The following is a 16418-nucleotide window of genomic DNA, read 5'->3' as shown; positions in this document are numbered from 1 at the left end:
GCTCTGCAGAGCGTGGTGGTCTTGGGTGACGCTCCGGCATGTGTCGCCGACGGGCGAGAGGCAGGTGTCCGCGTGGTGGCGGTGGCACGGGCGTACCGCGGGAACCGACCTGCGCGGGACTGGCGCACACGTCGTACCGGACGGGGCTGTCGGACACCGGCCAAGCGCGCGCAGCGATTCACAGCCCCTGCCGGAGCGCCTTCACGTGGCCGTTCCGCTGCACGTCGACGGTTTGTGACCGGACACCGGGATGACGGTCGGTACACGCGTGGCTGACGGCCCCGAAACGGACCCGGACCCGAATCCGGACCCGAATCCGGCCCCCGGGACCCGCGCGGGGATCCGTTCCAGCACTCCGCCGGCGAAGACGTCGTACAGCGGCAGCGTCTCCAGATGGACGTAGCCGATGTGGCAGTCGCAGACGGCGAGTGGGCAGGCGCGTGGACGCAGGGCGGCGCGGTAGGAGCCGTCGTAGAGGTTGCCCAGCGGGGTGGGTACGAAGTGGCAGCGGCGGACGGTGCCTTCACCGTCGACCGAGATCACGGAGTCGCCGGTGCGGCACGGCAGACCGGCACTGGTGTGCGGGTGACGGCTGTACGGGAAGAGCGGGTCCAGCGCCCTCCACACGTCGGCCTCGGCGTCCGTGTAGGAGTGGCCCTCGGCGGCGTTGACCCACAGGTAGACATGCTCCGGCAGGTCGGCGCGCAGCCGGCGGGCCGGTTCCAGGTGCTCGGGCAGTCCCACGATGCCGACGCTGAACCGGATGCCGCGCGCTGCCAGGTCGCGGCACTTGGCCAGGAAGCGGTCGTAGGGGGTCTGGCCCGGGTGGTAGGTGCACCACAGGGCGATGGTCCCGGGATCGGCCTCGGCCAGCCAGTCGGTGCGGCAGCTCAGGTTGGTCTGGATCGCCACCCGCCGGATGTGCGGCAGACGGGAGAGGTCCGCCAGCGCGCGCCGGTACCAGGAGCGCACCAGCCCCTCGCCCCACGGAGTGAACAGCAGGGACAGACGGTCCTCGGTCCGGCTCGCGGCCCAGGCGGCGAAACGGTCCAGGGCGGCGCGGTCGGCCCGCAGTTGGGCGCCGCTGTCCCGGCGCTTGGCGAACGGGCAGTAGGGACAGTCGTAGTCGCAGGAGGCCAGCGGGCCGCGATAGAGGAGGGTGAGGTCCATGCGGGCCGGTCACTTCCTCTCGTAGGCGGCCATGGCTTCGCGCACGGCCGGGGAGAACAGGGCGGGGCCGACCGCGTCGGAGTGGGCGAGGCCTTCCGGGCTGAGCCGGAGGGTCTCGGAGTCGCCGTCGGCCAGCCAGCCGCGTTCGGCGAATGCGGCCAGTTCGGGGCCGAAGTCGTCGGCGGGGGAGACGCCGAAGCGGGCCCGGTAGTCGTCGAGGCGCAGTCCCTCTGCCTGGAGCAGCGACTGCAGCAGGTGACGGCGGCGCGCCTCGTGCGCGTCCATGGCGTAACCGACCTCGGCGCGGGAGAAGTCGGTGGCGCCGACGTAGTCGTCGATGATGGCGCGGATCTCCTGCATGCCCACGGCGTAGTCGAAGGAGTAGTGCAGGTCGGCGGTGTAGGAACGCGCACCGCAGCCGAGGCCGATCATGCCGTCCGTCTGGCAGGCGTAGTCGTCGGCACCCTGCGGCGGGGCGTCGGCGCGGCGGAACATGCGCATGGACTGCTGGGTGTAGCCGTGCGCGAGCAGGTGGTCGCGGCCGGCGCGGTACAGCCGGAGCCGCTGCTCGTCCCACGCGGGGTCGGGGCCGCCGCCGCGGCGGCCGAGACCGGTGAGGGGGCGCACGTACAGGGGGTAGAGGTACAGCTCCTCGGGCCGCCAGGCCAGGGCCGCGTCCAGTGACCGGCGCCAGGTGGCCTCCGTCTGGCCGTCGATGCCGTAGATCAAGTCGATGTTGAGCACCGGGATGCGCGCGTCGCGGACGCGTCCGAGCGCGGACTCCACGTCGGCGCGGCGTTGCGGGCGTACGGCGGCGCGGGCCTCGGAGTCGACGAAGCTCTGTACGCCCAGGCTGAGGCGGGTGGCTCCCCGGGCGGCCAGCACGGCCAGCCGGTCGGCGGTGGCCGTGGCGGGCGACGCCTCGACCGACAGCGGAACGGCGCGCAGGTCGGCGCCCATGCGGTGCTCGGCGATGTCGCAGAGGCGTTCCAGCTCGGCGGCGGTGAGGAAGGTGGGGGTGCCGCCCCCGAACGCCGCGGTGGCGAAGCGCACCTCGTCGCCGTCCCCGAGCGCCCCACGTACGGCCTCCGCCTGGCGTTCCATGGCATCCAGGTAGGCGCCGGTCAGGCCGTCCGGGGCGCCGATGCGGGTGAAGAGGTTGCAGAAGCCGCAGCGCACCTCGCAGAAGGGGACGTGCAGGTAGAGGGAGAGGGCGTCCTTCGGCTCGGCGGCCCACAGGGAGTCGAGCGAGGGGCGGTGGGGGAGGGGACGGTAGGCCGTCTTGTGGGGGTAGGCGTAGACGTAGCTCTGGTAGGGGCCGCCGGCGAGAGGGGCCCTGGCTCGGGTCGCGGCCGTCGCAGACGCGGTGGCGGTCATCGGGCGGTCTCCGTCGGGCGGGGGGCGGGGTGCGTCGCCGGTGCGGTCGTGGAGGGTGCGGGTTCGAGGACGAAGTGGCCGTAGGGCACGGTCCAGACGCAGTCGTGCCCGAGACGGTGGCCGGTGTAGCCGTCGTCGCCGTAGGCGGTGCCGTGGTCGGAGCAGACGATCGCGAAGCAGCGGCGCCTGCCGCTCACCGCGGCGAACAGTCGCCCGATGTGCCGGTCGACGTACTCCAGCGCGGCGGCGTGCGTCTCACGGGTGTCACCGTCCTCCCGGGTGGAGCCGGGCCGGTGGAACCAGTTCGGCTGGTGCAGGGCGGACACGTTGACGAAGAGGAACAGCCGCCGCTCCGCAGGGAGTTTACTGATGACCTGTTCCGCGCGAGCCACCTGGTTCTCGAAGGACGCGGGGGAGGTGACGCCGAACTCCGGCTCCCAGTGCGACTCCTCGAAGAGCCCGGGCAGGACCGAACCGAGCGGGCCCTGCTTGTTGAAGAAGCCCACCCCTCCGATGCAGACGGTGTGGTAGCCCACCTTCGCCAGCCCGGAGACGAGGTCGGGGGTGTCGTAGACGAAGGTCTTCGGGGCGGTGGTCTCGCTGCCGGCGAAGCTCGCCGCGAACAGTCTCGGATGCGGTCCGGGCGCGGCCGGGGTGGGCAGGAAGCCCGCGAAGATCGCCTGGTGCGAGGCGTAGGTGAAGCTGCCCGGGGCGTGCCGCTTCTCCCATCGGCCGCCGGGCAGGTGGCGGGTGAGGTTCGGTATGCGTCCGGCGGCGGCGAGTTCGGCGGCGACGTCGTAGCGCAGGGTGTCGAGGGTGACGAGGAGCAGGTCGTGGCTGCCGACGATCTCGTTCATGTCCGGGTCGCCCGCTTCCGGCGTGGGCGGGAGCGGCTCAGGGGGCGGTGCGGGCGACGGCATGGGCGCTTGTTCCTGTTCTGTCGGCGTGCGGTCGTGCTGGTCGTAGGGGTTGTGCTGGCTGTGGCTGCCTGGGGCGGCCGGCTGCGGCTGCCTTTACTCACTGTGGCTGTGGCTATGGCTGTGGCTGTGCTGGTCGTGCTCGTCGGGGTGGCCGTGTCGGTGGTCAGTCGGCGGGTCGGCCGCCGTACGCGAGCAGGGCGGCCGCGACCTGGGTGGCGTACGTGTCGAGGCCCTCCGCTCCGCTGCCGGGCAGGCCGGTGAGCCGGGGCAGCAGGTCGCCGAAGGCGTTGACCTCGCCGACGGCGGCTCTGCGCCACCCGACGGCCAGCAGCAGGTCGACGCCCACGCACAGGGTGCGCGGGAAGCAGGCCGCTGCCCGCTCGCACACGTCCAGCAGGTCGGTCCAGCGGGCGCCTGCCGCCTCGACGGCCCGCCGGGCCGTGTCGAGGTCGCCCCGGCTGCCGCCGAGGTGGAGATTGGTCAGCGGCCAACGGCTGGTGCGCACCACCGCGTGGGTGGCTCGGCCGGCCACCACGACGACTCTCAGGTCCGCGACGCGGCCCTGCTGCGACGCCTTCGGCAGCCAGCGTTCCAGGTGCAGGCCGTCGGGAGCGAGCGTGTCGACGATGGCCGCGATGTCCCCCTCGCGCTCGTAGCGGCGCACCTTCAGCGAATTGAAGAGCCGCCCGTCCGCCCCGATCTCCACCGAGGTGGTGGCCCGGATGCGCCCGCCTCCCGCCGATTCCACCGCCAGCACGCCCGAAGCGGAAGAGCCGTGCGCGGGTTTGACGAACAACCGGGGCATCCGGTGCTCCCGCATCAGCGTGCGTACGTCGTCCCAGCCGCGGACCGGTGCGGCCCCCGGCCCCGACGTGGGCGAGGCGGGGACCGGCACGCCCGCCGCTTCGAGGACGGCGTGGCAGCGCCGCTTGTCGAAGAGCACGGCCAGGTCGTCGGGGTCGTCGAGGCGTATGCCGCCGCGCAGGGTGCGCAGCGCGGCGGTGAACCCGGCGTACCAGCGGGCCGAGCCCTCCACCCGGGTGGGATCCTCGACGCCGCGGAGCAGCCGGTCGACGTCGGCGTTCTCCCCGGGTGAGTCGATACGGACGATCTCCCCGTCGTCGAACTCGGCTCCGCCGGCGCGCAGTACCTCCGGCCAGGGGACGACACGCGGAGCCGGCAGTCCGGCCGCGCGTACCGCCTCGGCGAACAGCGTGACCCGGCGGTTGTCCGGATTGCCCACGACCGCGAAGCGGCGGCCGGGGGCCCGGCCGGAGTGCACGCCCGTGGCGCTCATTCGCCCACGGCGACGTACCGCCACACCGTGCCGTCGCCGTCCTGGTCCTCGTCGGCGTCGTCGCGGTCCAGGTCCAGGGCGACGCCGGCGGGTTCGAGCGTCTGCCGCAGGCGCTCCAGGAGGGGTTCGCTGATGTAGTGGTGGTGCAGGTCGAGTTCCTTCAGGTGGGTGAGCGGCTGCCCGGCCAGGAGGGCGGAGGCTCCGTCGTCGGTCAGGACGCCCATGGACAGGTCCAGCACCTCCAGGCGCGCGACCACGGCAGCGGAGGCGACCGCCGCGGCGACGGCGTCCTGCATCTCGCTGTTGCACAGGGCCAGGTGGCGCAGACGCGGAAGCCGGGCGCCGGAGAGGATGGGCTCCAGGTCGGCGGCCTCGCTGTCACCGCCGTAGTCGGGCGTGCCCAGCCACAGGTCGAGAACCTCCAGGGCGGGCAGGTCGCTGTGGGCGACACCGCGGACGACCTCGGCGGGCAGCCCGCCGGACTCCATGGTCAGCTTGCGCAGTCCGGAGTGGCTCAGGGCGGGGAAACGCAGCCCGGTCCCGCCCCGGACGCCGAACTCCTCCAGGTCGGGGAAGGCGCTGAGCAGCGGTGTGACGTCGGTCTGGTTGATCCAGGAGATCTCGCACTCCTCCATCACCATGTCACCGATGAACAGCGCCCGCAGCGCGGGGAAGCCGTCCCGTGCGGCCACCAGCGCCTCGATGACGTCGGACGGGTCGGTCTCGTACGCCTCCTGCCAGGCGCCCACGATGAGCGCACGCACGCGCGTGGTGTCGACGGTGGCGCGGAACCGGGCGAAAGCTTTGGTCCAGGCCTCGTCGGAGTCGTAGACGTCGCTGGTGATGCGCCATGCGACCGAGTCCGCCTCGGGCAGGTCGTCCGTCCGCTCGTCGGGGCCGGGGAAGGTGTGGGCGGGCAGCCGGTAGAACGCGTCGAGGTGGGAACCGATGGTCATGCGGCTGCTCCTGTGAAGAGTGCGAAGGGGGACGGGACGTTCCGTCGTGACCGCAGTTCTACCAACTGGCACTGACAGTGCCCGCGACGGGGGCCGTGGTCCGGCCCGTTGTCAGTGGCTGCCCCTACGGTCTGCGTCATGAGTCCGGCGCGTGGGCGCCGGTGGGAGGGAGGCTGCCGTGTACCGGCAGGGAGACGTGCTGATCGTGCCCTTGGACGATGAGGCGGTGCCGGCGCATGTCGCCGCCGCGCCCCGGGAGCCGCGCGACGCGCGGGGCCGGCTGGTGCTGGCGCTGGGCGAGGTCACCGGCCACGCGCACGCGGTCGTCGGCCCGGGTGAACTGGTGCGGGAACGTGGGGCGTTCGGTCCTCTGCTGCTGCATCTGCCCCAGGGGGGACGTGTGGTGCACGAGGAGCATGCGGCGATCCCCCTTCCCCGGGGGTGGTATCGGGTGATCCGGCAGCGGGAGTACGTGCCGGGGTCCGTGCGGATCGTTGCGGACTGAGGGGACGGGCGCGACGGGGTCGACGGAGTGGATCCAGTCGTTGCAGCCATGAGGCGGTGCAGCCGACGAAGTGATGCAGTCGATCAAGCCGATCAGGCCGATGAAGCTGATCAAGGCCGATGAAACCGATGAGGCCGATGAGGCCGGTGAAGGAGCGAAGGTGACGGGTTCGACGGGTTCCCCCTCTACGGCGACGGAGAGGCCGGAGGAGTTCCAGGCGAGGACGGGGGCGGGGGAGAGGACGGGGGTCCTCGAAGACATTGGATTCTGGCGCGCGTGTGCCACGGCGACCGCTCCGGCCGACCGCGCGGCGGCCGAGGCAGGTGTACGCCTCGCTTACCGGCGTGCCGGTCTCGCGGAACCTGAGCGGGTGCTGTGGGCCGACTCCCCGCGCGCGGCGGTCACGCTGCTGCTGGGCCTGGAGGACAGGGGCCCCAGCGTGCGAGAGGAGGTCCGGACGAGGCCGTGGGCGCTCGAACGCAACCGGCTGCACCGGGAGTTGGGCCCTGCGGGTTGGTCGGCTCACTGGGAGGCGACCGGTGGCCGCCTCTGGGAGTCGACCCAGACGCTGGTCGACCGGATCCGCACGGGGCTGCTGAACGACCTGTGCGGCGGCGCGGACGACACCGCCGGCTCGGGTGGCACGGGCGGTGGGTCCCTGTCCACCGGTCGCGCAAGTGCCCGCGACCGCGCCAAGGAGACCGCGATCCGGCTGCTTCTGCTGGACGCGGTGCTGGGCCAGCACGACGCGCCGTGGCTCGCCGCCTTCCCCACCGACCGGGCGCCGTTGGACGGCCTGGGCGCGGTGTGCCGCACGGCGGGCTGGTGGTGGCCGTTCGCATCCGTCGCTGTCGTCTGCGAACGCCCTGTCGCCCTGCACCGCGACGAGGCGGGCCGCCTGGACCGCGGGGACGGCCCCGCCCTCGCCTACCGGGACGGGTTCGCTCTGCACGCCTGGCGCGGCATGCCGGTCCCCGCCGCTTTCCTCGCCGAGCTGTCCACGCTGACACCGGACCGCATCCGGGCCGAGGAGAATGCCGAGCTGCGCAGGGTGATGCTGGAGTACTACGGCTACGAGCGCTACCTGGCGGACTCCGGCGCGCGCCCCCTGCACTCCGACGAGACGGGCACCCTGTGGCGGATCGACCTGAACGGCGACGAGCCGGTGGTGATGGTCGAGGTCCTGAACAGCACACCGGAACCGGACGGCACCCGGCGCACGTACTGGCTGCGTGTCCCGCCCTCGACCCGCACGGCGCGGGAAGGCGTCGCCTGGACGTTCGGGCTGGGGGCGGACGTGTACGCACCGGTACGCGAGACCTGACGGCGGTGGCCGACGTGCGGCTCCCGGCCCTCACTCGCCCGTATGGTGCCGGCGTCCGAGCACTTGTACGTCATTGCATGGCGCAGCCGGGCTGCCGGGACAGCCACGTGACTGCCGCGCTCACGACGGGGTCTTCGCCGCCCCTGCGCCCGGGGTTGTCGACGACTGGCTGGTCGGGGGGTATGGGGCTGTCGTACGTACGCCCCGTGCGGTCGGCGTCCTTCACCTCGGTGAGGTTGAGGATCGCTCCGTCGGACAGCCGGTGCCGTACGTTGCCGGTGGGGAGGCCTGTGGTGGCTTCGCCGAAGGAGCGGGTATCGGGCCGGCCGCGGAAGGCCACGGTCACGGCCTCCCCGGAACTGGCGGTGGAACGGCTGGCGCACTGCGGGCGGCGACAAGTACCCCACGCGTCCCGGCAGCGCCCGCCCTTCCACGGGCTGACGAACCTGCTCGTCCCCGGACATCTCCTCCGCCCCTTGCGGGTCGAAGAGTGCGCTGTGGCCGTCACCTAGTTCGTCCAGAGCTGTCCTGATGGCCGGGTAGGTATCGGCAGGACGCCGCGCGTTGCCGGCCTCGGCAAAGGCCGCTCGCCGAGTTCCGTCCCAGTCGACATGGTCGCGGCGAAGCGCATAGTCCTCCATGAGGTCCAGCGCGGTGGACAGGTAGGCCCGCGCCTTTTCTGACATTGCAGGGCCGGGAGGCGACGCATCCCCTGCCGAGCACCCGGCGCCTGCAACGAGCGCACATGCCAACGCGGCAGCCCGTAAACGCGCCCTGAGGTCTCGGCAGGCGGGGAAAACAGACGCCGGTCAAGAGGCCTTGGCTGCTTCCGATACGACGCCGTTCTCTTCTCCAGCCGGATAGGGTCGGCGAGTTCGGTCAGCTCCTCCGAGCGCCGCACATCCGACCAGGCGTACGTTCCGTCCGTGCACGGGACGGCGCGTTCCTCGGGGCGTCCGACGTTCCAGGGTCGTTACCGGAACAACTGGCTCCGCGGCGCTGTCGAGTTGTCGTGATTCAATTCGCCTACTGCGAGCCTGACCAGCTCGTTCGCGCCGTCTGCGCGACAGTCGCAGGGAGCACGGTGAACTCACGGGGGATTCCATGGCCATCGGCCAGAGCCGACGTTCTGCGTCCGGCGCGACCTGGTACGGGATACTCCGTCCTCGTGGTCGGCGGGGCCATCGCACCGCAAGTCCGCACTACCGCCTGTCCGGTCGCCGCAGCGGACGGCGACTGCACCACCTGGGAAGCACGGCTCCATCAGCGGTGGAAAGGCCGGAGCCTTCCACCCCGGGTAAGCCGGTCCGCGGCAGGCGCAGCCTCTTGGTCGTACTGGCGGGCGCCGTGGCCATCAGCGTTGTGGCTACCTGCCGGCAACACACTCGACAGTGACATCCAGGCCGGGCTCGAGGTGACCAGCCCTCACGCTCAGGTTGGCAAGGAGTACTGGGTCGCACTGCCCACGGCCGACAACGTCTCCGGCCAGCCCTTGACACTGCTGCGCGGCGAAATCGCGCAGGTCCCCGACGGACTCGACATCGTCGCCTACAAAGCCTTCTGGGCGGCCCGCGTCCGCGTGACCGGCAAGGTCACCGGCGAACTGACCGGATGCCGCTACTACTACCGCCAGGACGACACGGAATACCGGCAGAACGTGGCCTGCATCTCCCGCATCCGCCTCGGACCACCTCTGGACTAGCGGCCGTTGTCCGGGGGCCCGCCGCACCCGTCCTCCTGGCGGCCGTGCCGCGTCATCCATACCGACGGCCCCGGGGCGTGCGAGTCCGGCACGGGTGTAACGCCTGCCGCCCGAAGCGCCAAGTACGGATGAAGCGCAACCGACGACGAGGGGATCCGAGTGACAGGGAACCGGGGCGGGCCTGCCGAGGCGGCGTGCGACCCACAGCTCTTCGAGGAGTTCTACCGGCGCCATGTGGACGCCGTGACATCGTTCGTGGCCCGGCGCGTCACCGACGCGCACACCGCGGCCGACCTGACCGCCGAGATCTTCCTCGCGGTCCTGGACTCGGCGCACACCTACCGCCCCTCCAGGGGCAGCGAGACCGCGTGGCTCTACGGCATCGCCCGCAACGTCGTCTCGTCCGAGTACCGCCGGGTCGCCCAGGAGGCCGAACGCGTCCGGCGGATCTCGGGGCGGCGGCTGCTCGAGGCCGACGACATCGTCCGGCTGGAGGACAAGCTCGACGCGCAGAGCCCGGCACGCCGAGCGCTGGCCGCCCTGAAGCGGCTTCCGCCGGGGGAACGGGCGGTGCTGGAACTGATCGTGGTCGACCAGCTCACGGTCACCGAGGCCGCGGCGGCACTCGGTATCCGCCGCACCACGGCCCGGGTCCGGCTGCACCGCGCCCGCAAGGCCCTGCGTCCGGAGGCCGCGGGGTTGCCGCCGGGACTGGGACCGGGGCCGCGCGGCGGGTCACTGTCGTTCGTCAACGGAGGAACAGGGGGAGAGGCATGACCGCGAGGACGACGTTCGAGGACCGCCTGCTGACGGAGCTTCAGGGGGAGATCATGCGGCGGGAACGAACGGCACCGGAGGCGGAGGGAACGCCGGCTGGCGGGGCCGCCGACACAACGGCCGGGCACGGCGCGGGAGGTGGCTCCGGGGCCGGCGCGGGGGGCCGGCCCCGGACCCGGGGGCCACGGCGCCGGCTGGTCACGCGTCCCCGGCTCGTCATCGCCGCCGGGGTCTGCGCGCTGGCGGGGTTCGGGGTGACCCTGGTGCCCGGCTCGCCCGCCGTCTCGCCGGCGTACTCCCTGGAGCACCACGACGACGGCAGCGTCACCTTCAGCCTTCACCGGGTGGGGATCGGCCCCGGCGCCCAGAAGGAACTCGCCGCGAAACTGCGGGCCGCGGGGATCCACGTCACCATCGACAACCTGAAGCCGGGCTACCGGTGTGCACCGGAGCGCGGCGAGTCCCTCGGTGTCGTCGGGGCCAGTGCCGTCCTCGACCTGCCCGGGACCGACGCCCCGAAGAGCGCGCCGTCCCTTCCGGACGACTGGCCCGGCATGAGCGTCACCATGCACCGCGGCGACTCCCTGGGCATCGAGAACCGGCCAGTCGGCGCCAAGGACGACAGCAGGCTCGTGCGGAGTGAGGCCTACTTCCCCTTCAAGGGCAGGATGACCCCGTGCGAACCGGAGCGGGACCCGCTGAACAGCTAGGGCCCGTCCTCGAACGGATCGTGCCCGCGGCGGGAACGACGCGAGACTGCCATCGCATCGTGCTGATCTTGGTGGCCCACCCCGGTCCTGCCGTTGCCGAAACCGTGCGGCAGGGACCGCGGGTGCGGTGGCCCGACCGGGCTCAGTCGATCGTTTTGATCACCTGGGCGGGCACTCCGGCGACCATGGTGCCGGCGGGAACATCACGAGTGACCACAGCGCCGGCGGCGACCACCGCCCCGGCACCGATGGTGACCCCTTGCGTGATGATGGCACCGGTTCCGATCCAGACGTGGTCCTCGATGACGATCGGGGCGAAGGAGAGGTACTCGCGGCGCTCGGCCAGGGGCAGGGGATGACCTCCGGTGATGAGGCTGACCTTCGGGGCGATCATGACGCCGTTCCCGATACGGATGCCTCCCTTGTCCATGAAGGTGCAGTTCTGGTTGACGAAGACGTTCTTCCCGAACGTCGTGTTCAGCCCGTACTCGGTGAAGAACGGCGGGTAGATCCTGACCGATTCCGGCAGCGGGCCACCGAACACCAGGGAGAGCAGCTGGGCGCGGCCCTCGCTGTCGCTGAACGGGAGCACGTTCAGCCGGGACGTCGCATCGGTCACCTCCGCGACCCGCTCCGCGAAGCGCGCGAACTCAGGCGTCCGGACATACATGACCTGCTCTGTACGAGTGCACATGCGCTGATCCCACCACCGCGCGCAGCACTCGATCAAACAACTCCGCGCTCATCGGAGACAACCCATGGTTGTGCGGCCGGGTGGGCTGGGGGAGCGGTCAGCGAGGCGGTCTCCAAGCGGAAGGTCTTGCCACCCCACGTTCCTCGTCGCGCCCCCGGCGTTCCTCGGGCCGTAGGATCTCCTCATGTCAGAGCTCAATCTGCGGCGTTTGCGGTATTTCCTGGCTGTCGCTGACACGCTGAGCTTCAGCCGGGCCGCGGAGGAGCTGCACATCGCCCAGCCCGTGCTCAGCCGGCAGATCGCGCTGCTGGAACGGGAACTCGGTGCCGTCCTGCTGGAGCGCTCGACGCGAGGAACCGCTCTCACCGACGCGGGCCGGCTCATCGCGGAGGACGGGCGCCAGCTGCTGAGGTCGGCCGGTGCCCTGGAACGGCGTGCCCGCCAGGCCGCCCAGGGCATCGAGCAGCTGGCCATCGGCTTCATGCCGGGCCTCCAGGTCACGCCGATCGTGCAGGGCCTGCGGCAGTCGTTCCCCGAGATCCGGATCGAACTCGTCCGCACGGGCTGGCACGACCAGGTGGAGACGATCCTCGACGGTCGCGTCGACCTGGGGTTGGTGCGCCTGCCCGTCCCCCGGCGGGGGCTCCAGGTCGAGCCGCTGTTCCGGGAAGCGCGGGTCGCCGTCCTGTCGGCTTCGCATCCCCTCGCCGCCGCCGAGGAGCTGAGTCCGCACGTCCTCGCCGAGTACGACCTTCTCCAGTCCCCGGACGCGGCTCCCGAGTGGCGTGAGGCCCGCCTCGCGCGCGGTCTGCCCGTGCCGACCGGAGGCGATCACCCGCATGAGGTGGAGATCAAGCTCGAACGGGTGGCCGCCTCGTCCGGGGTGGCGTTCCTCCCGGCCTCGACGGCCCGGTTCTACACCCGGCCCGACGTCGTCGTGCGCCCGGTGCCGGGGCTGGCGTCCGGGACGGTCGGTGTGGCCTGGGCGGCGGGGCGCGACTCGGCGGTGCTGAGCCGCGCCATCACGCTGGCTCATACCCTGCGGGCATCACTCACGACGGAAAAGGTCTTGGACGGGGAAACAGCCGCCCCCCGACCCTGAAGGCATGACCATCACTTCTTCTTCCCGCATCGTCGTCCTCGGTGGAACCAGTGGCATCGGTCTCGCCGTCGCCCGGCGCGCGGCCGCCACCGGGGCGGCGGTGACCATCGCCTCGAGCCGGGCGGCCTCGGTCGAGCGCGCTCTCGGGCAGCTCCCGGCCGGTGTCGTCGGACGGGCCGTGGACGCCGGTTCCAGCGACGCGGTCGCGGCTTTCCTCGACGAGATCGGCCCGTTCGACCACTTCGCCTACACCGCCGGTGAGAACCTCACCGGTCTTCCCCTGGCCGACTACACCGTCGACCGTGCGAGCGAGTTCTTCGGACTCCGTCTCTTCCACGCACTCGACGCCGTCCGTCTCGCCGTGCCGCACCTCGCACCGGGCGGGTCCGTCACCCTCGTCAGCGGCACCGCGGCCTTCAAGGGCGGTCCGGGGTGGACGCTGGGGGCGGCGGTCTCCGGGGCGGTGCTGTCCGCCGCACGCAGCCTCGCGGTGGAGCTGGCGCCGGTCCGGGTGAACGTCGTGGCCCCCGGTGTCGTGCGCTCGCCGTTGTGGTCCGGTATGAGCGAGGCGGACCGGGAGGGCATGTACGCCGGTCTCGCCGCGTCTCTGCCCCTGGGCCGCGTGGCGGATCCGGACGACGCGGCCAAGGCGTTCCTGGCCCTCATGGACCAGGATTACGTGACCGGCACGGTCTCGATCGTCGACGGCGGCACGCTCGCGGCCTGAGCGGGAGGTCCGGGCGGGGCGCCCCACGGGACGACTCCGCCCGGAACCGCGTACTCGTCGATCACCACGCGGCACAGAGGCAGGAAGCAGGCACTGGCATCCGGATCAGCGGCGCATCACCAGGGCATCTCCCCGTGACGGTCACGGAAGGTCCCGGTCGGTCCGTCCGCCCCGATGGTGGCGAGTTCGACGATCGCGTCGGTCCCCTCGGTCACCGTCTGCGTGCCGCTGTGCCCGTTGAAGTCGGTCGCGGTGTAGCCCGGGTCGGCCGCGTTCACCTTCACATCCGGCCAGGACTTGGCGTACTGCGTGGTCAGCATGGTCACGGCGGCCTTCGACGCCGTGTAGAGCGGCGCGAGGTAACGGCCCTCGGGGCGCCCGGGGTCATGGGTGGCCGCGAACGAGCCCATGCCACTGGAGACGTTGACGATGACCGGGTTGGCGGACGTGCGCAGCAGAGGGAGGAACGCATGCGTCACCCGGACGATCCCCACGACGTTGACGTCGAACACCTCGCCGGCGTCAGCGGCCGTGATCTGGTCGGCGGGCTTGTGTGTCCCGGGGACACCGGCGTTGTTGATCAGAACGTCGATGCCGCCCTCCCGCGCCCGGACGTCGTCGGCGGCCGCAGCCACCGACGCGTCGTCCGTCACGTCGATCCGGACGAAGCGGGCGCCGAGTGCCTCGGCGGCCGCCTGGCCGCGCTCCGGATCGCGAGCGCCGATGAGCACGGTGTGGCCGGCCTCGATCAAGCGGCGGGCGGTCTCATAGCCGAGGGACTTGTTGGCTCCGGTGATGAACGTTGTCGTCATGCGTTCACTCTCGGCTTGTGACGAGAGCACAGCCAGTGCCCTGGGTGACGGTAGGACGGCCAGTACCAGGCACAGCGGCTGTCCGGCGTCCACAATGGACGGGTGGACGAGACTCTGGGCACGGCATTGCGCCGCTGGCGTGACCGGCTGTCCGCTCTGGACGTCGGACGGCCTACGCGGCCCGGACGACGGGCGGTGGGGTTGCGGCGCGAGGAGCTGGCCGAGCTGGCGGGACTGTCGGTCGACTATGTGGTGCGGCTGGAGCAGGGCCGTGCGACGAGTCCTTCGGCGCAGGTCGTCGCGAGCCTGGCCAGGGCACTGCAGCTGCAGCCCATGGAGCGCGATCACGCCTACCGGCTGGCGGGCCTCCTCCCTCCCCAGGAGGGGATGATCTCCACGCATGTGCCGGCAGGGGTCCAACGGATGCTTGCTCGCCTCGGGGAGTTCCCCGTGGGCGTGTTCAGTGCCGACTGGACCTTGCTGTCCTGGACCCCCGCATGGGCAGCGCTGCTGGGCGACCCCAGCGCACGGACGCACGTCGAGCGGAACCTGGTGCGGGCGGTCTTCGCCACAGGGCCCTCGGGGCTCGCGGCCTGGCCCGTGCTCCAGGACGGCGACGCCCTGGGCCCGGCCCTCATCGCCGATCTGCGCTCGGCTCTCGTCAACTACCCCCGGGACAGTGGACTGATCGGCCTTGTCGAGGAACTGCGTTCCACCAGTGCGGAGTTCGCCCGGCTGTGGGACGAGGGCGCGGTCGGTCCGCACGTCTCGGCCCGCAAGACCATCGTTCACCCCCAGGTCGGCGAGGTGACGTGCGACTGCGACGTGCTCACTGTCCCGGGCTGCGACGTCCGCCTCGTCGTGTACACGGTTCCCGCAGGCTCCGTCGACGCGGAGAGGCTGGAGTTCCTGCGGGTCACGAACGGTGTCCGCGCCGACGGCTCCTCCCTCCGGAGCCCGGTCTGTTCTCCACGCCGTGACGACCGGGCCGGCCGGATCTCGGGCCCGGTTCCGCATGTTCTTCCTGACCGAAATGGCGAAAACTATGTGTGAGAAGTCCCGCCAGGGTTCGGAGGACTTGGCCGCCCCCTACACGCCGAGGACTTGACGCCGCACCTCCGGCTTCCATTCGACGTACTCCACCTCGACTCCCCCCTGGTGACGGGCGTACAGGAACCGGCCGGTCGCACTGGTCGCCTCCTGCGTGGTGATCTCGGCGCCTGCCTCGTCCAGTGCGACGCGCGCCTCGTCCAGGTCGGAGACGATCACCGTGGCCGTGGCGTGGGCATACCGAGCACGTTCTTCGGCGGGTCCGGCGATGACCAGGAAGTCACCGACGGCGGCGATCTCGATCTCGTCGAAGGCGAAGCGCAGGTGCGGACGCTTCCCCGTCAGGCGCTCAAGCAGGGGGAGGGTCGTGCTCAGGTCGTCGGCCCAAAGGCGGGCGTACGTCTTGAGGATCACCGTTGCTCCAGGGGTCCGTCCAGGCTGCCTCGGTCTCCGGCAGATACGGACCAACCGTAGGAGAGCATGCTTCGAGCTGGAAGAACGCACCTTTCGGTGAGAGGGGCACCTGGTGGTAACCGAGCAGCCCGCCCGTGATCCGGCCGACACGGCTCTCACCCGCGCCGACTCGTTGGCCTGTGAGGTGTTCGCGGGCGCGGGCGCGGCCAACAAGTAGGTGTTGCTCATCAACGTCGTGGCCGACCGCACCTTCCGGTTCACCGAAGCCGGCCAGGCACTGAGCACACGCTCATGCCGTTGATCGTGTGCCTGCTGCTTCCCGGCGAAGCGTTCCAGCGAGCCTCCTACGGGAACTGTTCCTCCTCGCGGCCGACGTCCTCGATCGGGCCGAGCATCGTCCAGCCGGGGCCGAGAGGGCGGGTGGAGCGGAAACCGTGGGCCTGCGCGTACTCCTCGGCCTCCTCCGCGGTGTCCTCGGGGGCGCGCATGATCGTGTAGCGCGGGGGATCTTCGTGGTAGAAGCGGTAGAACGTGCGGCCCTCGTCCTTGGACTGGTAGAGGATCACGCTGACGCCCCAGAGGGCGTCGTACACCTTCTGGTCGCGCGGGGGTGTCGTCGTGCAGGTGTCGGAGGGGCGGCCGGGCTCGCGCACGCAGGTCCGGTACAGGCTCCAGTCGATGCGTTCGGCGCGCGGATGTTCCGCGATCAGCCTTCGCATCCGGGCGTCGGCCCGGGCGAAGGCGTCCTCGCGGCGGTCGTACTCCTGCTGCAGCCGGTTGAAGCGCTGCTCGTCGAGGCCGCTGCCGAAGTAGGCCTGAAGGCCCGTGAGGACGGCGACCCGCCAGGCCAGGTACCCGGCCGTCACGACGAGCAATGTGAC

18 protein-coding genes are annotated in these 16418 nt (G+C 71.5%); 8 read left to right on the top strand and 10 right to left on the bottom strand.

The window, feature by feature from the left end; all coding sequences use genetic code 11:
• Nucleotides 1-201: 201 nt before the first annotated feature.
• The 5 genes from ACIGAN_RS06760 to ACIGAN_RS06740 form a co-directional block, all read right to left on the bottom strand.
• Nucleotides 202-1170 carry an STM4011 family radical SAM protein gene (locus tag ACIGAN_RS06760; protein WP_399855552.1) on the bottom strand — a complete coding sequence of 323 codons (969 nt, stop codon included), beginning with the start codon at nucleotides 1168-1170 and terminating at the stop codon, nucleotides 202-204.
• Between the two features lie 9 nt (nucleotides 1171-1179).
• Nucleotides 1180-2547, bottom strand: a complete 1368-nt coding sequence (locus ACIGAN_RS06755; protein WP_399855551.1) for an STM4012 family radical SAM protein — start codon at nucleotides 2545-2547, stop codon at nucleotides 1180-1182.
• The gene (locus tag ACIGAN_RS06750; protein ID WP_399856213.1) at nucleotides 2544-3404 is read right to left on the bottom strand and encodes an STM4013/SEN3800 family hydrolase; all 861 of its coding nucleotides are present in this window, start codon (nucleotides 3402-3404) and stop codon (nucleotides 2544-2546) included. Before ACIGAN_RS06750 ends, ACIGAN_RS06755 begins: the two co-directional genes overlap by 4 nt.
• 226 nt (nucleotides 3405-3630) lie before the next feature.
• Entirely contained in the window at nucleotides 3631-4764 is a 1134-nt protein-coding gene (locus ACIGAN_RS06745; RefSeq protein WP_399855548.1) for an STM4014 family protein, read from the bottom strand.
• Nucleotides 4761-5720 (bottom strand): STM4015 family protein, encoded by a 960-nt coding sequence (locus tag ACIGAN_RS06740; RefSeq protein WP_399855547.1) that lies wholly within the window; start codon nucleotides 5718-5720, stop codon nucleotides 4761-4763. The genes ACIGAN_RS06745 and ACIGAN_RS06740 overlap by 4 nt, the downstream gene beginning before the upstream one ends.
• Before the next feature lie 178 nt (nucleotides 5721-5898).
• Between ACIGAN_RS06740 and ACIGAN_RS06735 the strand changes: the two genes are divergently transcribed.
• Nucleotides 5899-6225 carry a hypothetical protein gene (locus tag ACIGAN_RS06735; RefSeq protein WP_365095287.1) on the top strand — a complete coding sequence of 109 codons (327 nt, stop codon included), beginning with the start codon at nucleotides 5899-5901 and terminating at the stop codon, nucleotides 6223-6225.
• A 100-nt stretch (nucleotides 6226-6325) separates the two neighbouring features.
• Nucleotides 6326-7549 (top strand): DUF6745 domain-containing protein, encoded by a 1224-nt coding sequence (locus ACIGAN_RS06730; protein ID WP_399856210.1) that lies wholly within the window; start codon nucleotides 6326-6328, stop codon nucleotides 7547-7549.
• A gap of 70 nt (nucleotides 7550-7619) precedes the next feature.
• On the opposite strand, the gene ACIGAN_RS06725 is transcribed toward ACIGAN_RS06730, so the two are convergent.
• Complete coding sequence (locus tag ACIGAN_RS06725; protein WP_399855543.1) at nucleotides 7620-7895, bottom strand: hypothetical protein; 276 nt, start codon at nucleotides 7893-7895, stop codon at nucleotides 7620-7622.
• A gap of 1068 nt (nucleotides 7896-8963) precedes the next feature.
• Here ACIGAN_RS06725 and ACIGAN_RS06720 point away from each other — a divergent pair.
• The 3 genes from ACIGAN_RS06720 to ACIGAN_RS06710 all read left to right on the top strand — a co-directional run bounded on the left by ACIGAN_RS06720 (nucleotide 8964) and on the right by ACIGAN_RS06710 (nucleotide 10738).
• Complete coding sequence (locus ACIGAN_RS06720; protein WP_399855542.1) at nucleotides 8964-9251, top strand: hypothetical protein; 288 nt, start codon at nucleotides 8964-8966, stop codon at nucleotides 9249-9251.
• A gap of 159 nt (nucleotides 9252-9410) precedes the next feature.
• Nucleotides 9411-10028 (top strand): RNA polymerase sigma factor, encoded by a 618-nt coding sequence (locus ACIGAN_RS06715; RefSeq protein ID WP_399855539.1) that lies wholly within the window; start codon nucleotides 9411-9413, stop codon nucleotides 10026-10028.
• Nucleotides 10025-10738 carry a hypothetical protein gene (locus tag ACIGAN_RS06710; protein ID WP_399855536.1) on the top strand — a complete coding sequence of 238 codons (714 nt, stop codon included), beginning with the start codon at nucleotides 10025-10027 and terminating at the stop codon, nucleotides 10736-10738. The genes ACIGAN_RS06715 and ACIGAN_RS06710 overlap by 4 nt, the downstream gene beginning before the upstream one ends.
• Nucleotides 10739-10880: 142 nt before the next feature.
• Here the strand turns inward: ACIGAN_RS06710 and ACIGAN_RS06705 are convergent, their stop codons facing one another.
• Entirely contained in the window at nucleotides 10881-11408 is a 528-nt protein-coding gene (locus ACIGAN_RS06705; RefSeq protein WP_365742784.1) for a sugar O-acetyltransferase, read from the bottom strand.
• A gap of 208 nt (nucleotides 11409-11616) precedes the next feature.
• Here ACIGAN_RS06705 and ACIGAN_RS06700 point away from each other — a divergent pair, with 208 nt between their 5' ends.
• Both ACIGAN_RS06700 and ACIGAN_RS06695 read left to right on the top strand, forming a co-directional pair.
• The gene (locus ACIGAN_RS06700; RefSeq protein WP_399855534.1) at nucleotides 11617-12534 is read left to right on the top strand and encodes a LysR family transcriptional regulator; all 918 of its coding nucleotides are present in this window, start codon (nucleotides 11617-11619) and stop codon (nucleotides 12532-12534) included.
• A 4-nt stretch (nucleotides 12535-12538) separates the two neighbouring features.
• On the top strand, nucleotides 12539-13261 hold the full coding sequence (locus ACIGAN_RS06695; protein ID WP_399855531.1) for an SDR family oxidoreductase: 723 nt from the start codon (nucleotides 12539-12541) through the stop codon (nucleotides 13259-13261).
• A 116-nt stretch (nucleotides 13262-13377) separates the two neighbouring features.
• Here ACIGAN_RS06695 and ACIGAN_RS06690 read toward each other — a convergent pair whose 3' ends face one another.
• Entirely contained in the window at nucleotides 13378-14073 is a 696-nt protein-coding gene (locus tag ACIGAN_RS06690) for an SDR family NAD(P)-dependent oxidoreductase (RefSeq protein ID WP_365742752.1), read from the bottom strand.
• 102 nt (nucleotides 14074-14175) lie between these two features.
• On the opposite strand from ACIGAN_RS06690, the gene ACIGAN_RS06685 reads away from it, so the two are divergent.
• The gene (locus tag ACIGAN_RS06685; RefSeq protein WP_399855528.1) at nucleotides 14176-15126 is read left to right on the top strand and encodes a helix-turn-helix transcriptional regulator; all 951 of its coding nucleotides are present in this window, start codon (nucleotides 14176-14178) and stop codon (nucleotides 15124-15126) included.
• 36 nt (nucleotides 15127-15162) lie between these two features.
• Here ACIGAN_RS06685 and ACIGAN_RS06680 read toward each other — a convergent pair whose 3' ends face one another.
• Nucleotides 15163-15537: a VOC family protein gene (locus ACIGAN_RS06680; RefSeq protein ID WP_365095260.1), complete on the bottom strand. Its 375-nt coding sequence runs from the start codon at nucleotides 15535-15537 to the stop codon at nucleotides 15163-15165.
• 344 nt (nucleotides 15538-15881) lie between these two features.
• Nucleotides 15882-16403 carry a hypothetical protein gene (locus tag ACIGAN_RS06675; RefSeq protein WP_399855525.1) on the bottom strand — a complete coding sequence of 174 codons (522 nt, stop codon included), beginning with the start codon at nucleotides 16401-16403 and terminating at the stop codon, nucleotides 15882-15884.
• Nucleotides 16404-16418 lie beyond the last annotated feature (15 nt).

It is taken from the genome of Streptomyces sp. NPDC085931, from assembly GCF_044540565.1.
In the GTDB taxonomy this organism is placed as follows: domain Bacteria; phylum Actinomycetota; class Actinomycetes; order Streptomycetales; family Streptomycetaceae; genus Streptomyces.
Note: the sequence above shows the minus strand (reverse complement) of the source record. Positions and strands in the feature narration are given on the sequence as shown.

Bases quoted from the DNA above. Each gene is read 5' to 3' on its own strand.
- ACIGAN_RS06760 (WP_399855552.1), bottom strand. From the start codon at position 1,170: ATGGACCTCACCCTCCTCTATCGCGGCCCGCTGGCCTCCTGCGACTAC.
- ACIGAN_RS06745 (WP_399855548.1), bottom strand. From the start codon at position 4,764: ATGAGCGCCACGGGCGTGCACTCCGGCCGGGCCCCCGGCCGCCGCTTC.
- ACIGAN_RS06690 (WP_365742752.1), bottom strand. From the start codon at position 14,073: ATGACGACAACGTTCATCACCGGAGCCAACAAGTCCCTCGGCTATGAG.
- ACIGAN_RS06755 (WP_399855551.1), bottom strand. From the start codon at position 2,547: ATGACCGCCACCGCGTCTGCGACGGCCGCGACCCGAGCCAGGGCCCCT.
- ACIGAN_RS06705 (WP_365742784.1), bottom strand. From the start codon at position 11,408: ATGTATGTCCGGACGCCTGAGTTCGCGCGCTTCGCGGAGCGGGTCGCG.
- ACIGAN_RS06695 (WP_399855531.1), top strand. From the start codon at position 12,539: ATGACCATCACTTCTTCTTCCCGCATCGTCGTCCTCGGTGGAACCAGT.
- ACIGAN_RS06710 (WP_399855536.1), top strand. From the start codon at position 10,025: ATGACCGCGAGGACGACGTTCGAGGACCGCCTGCTGACGGAGCTTCAG.
- ACIGAN_RS06750 (WP_399856213.1), bottom strand. From the start codon at position 3,404: ATGAACGAGATCGTCGGCAGCCACGACCTGCTCCTCGTCACCCTCGAC.
- ACIGAN_RS06700 (WP_399855534.1), top strand. From the start codon at position 11,617: ATGTCAGAGCTCAATCTGCGGCGTTTGCGGTATTTCCTGGCTGTCGCT.
- ACIGAN_RS06730 (WP_399856210.1), top strand. From the start codon at position 6,326: ATGAAGCTGATCAAGGCCGATGAAACCGATGAGGCCGATGAGGCCGGT.
- ACIGAN_RS06740 (WP_399855547.1), bottom strand. From the start codon at position 5,720: ATGACCATCGGTTCCCACCTCGACGCGTTCTACCGGCTGCCCGCCCAC.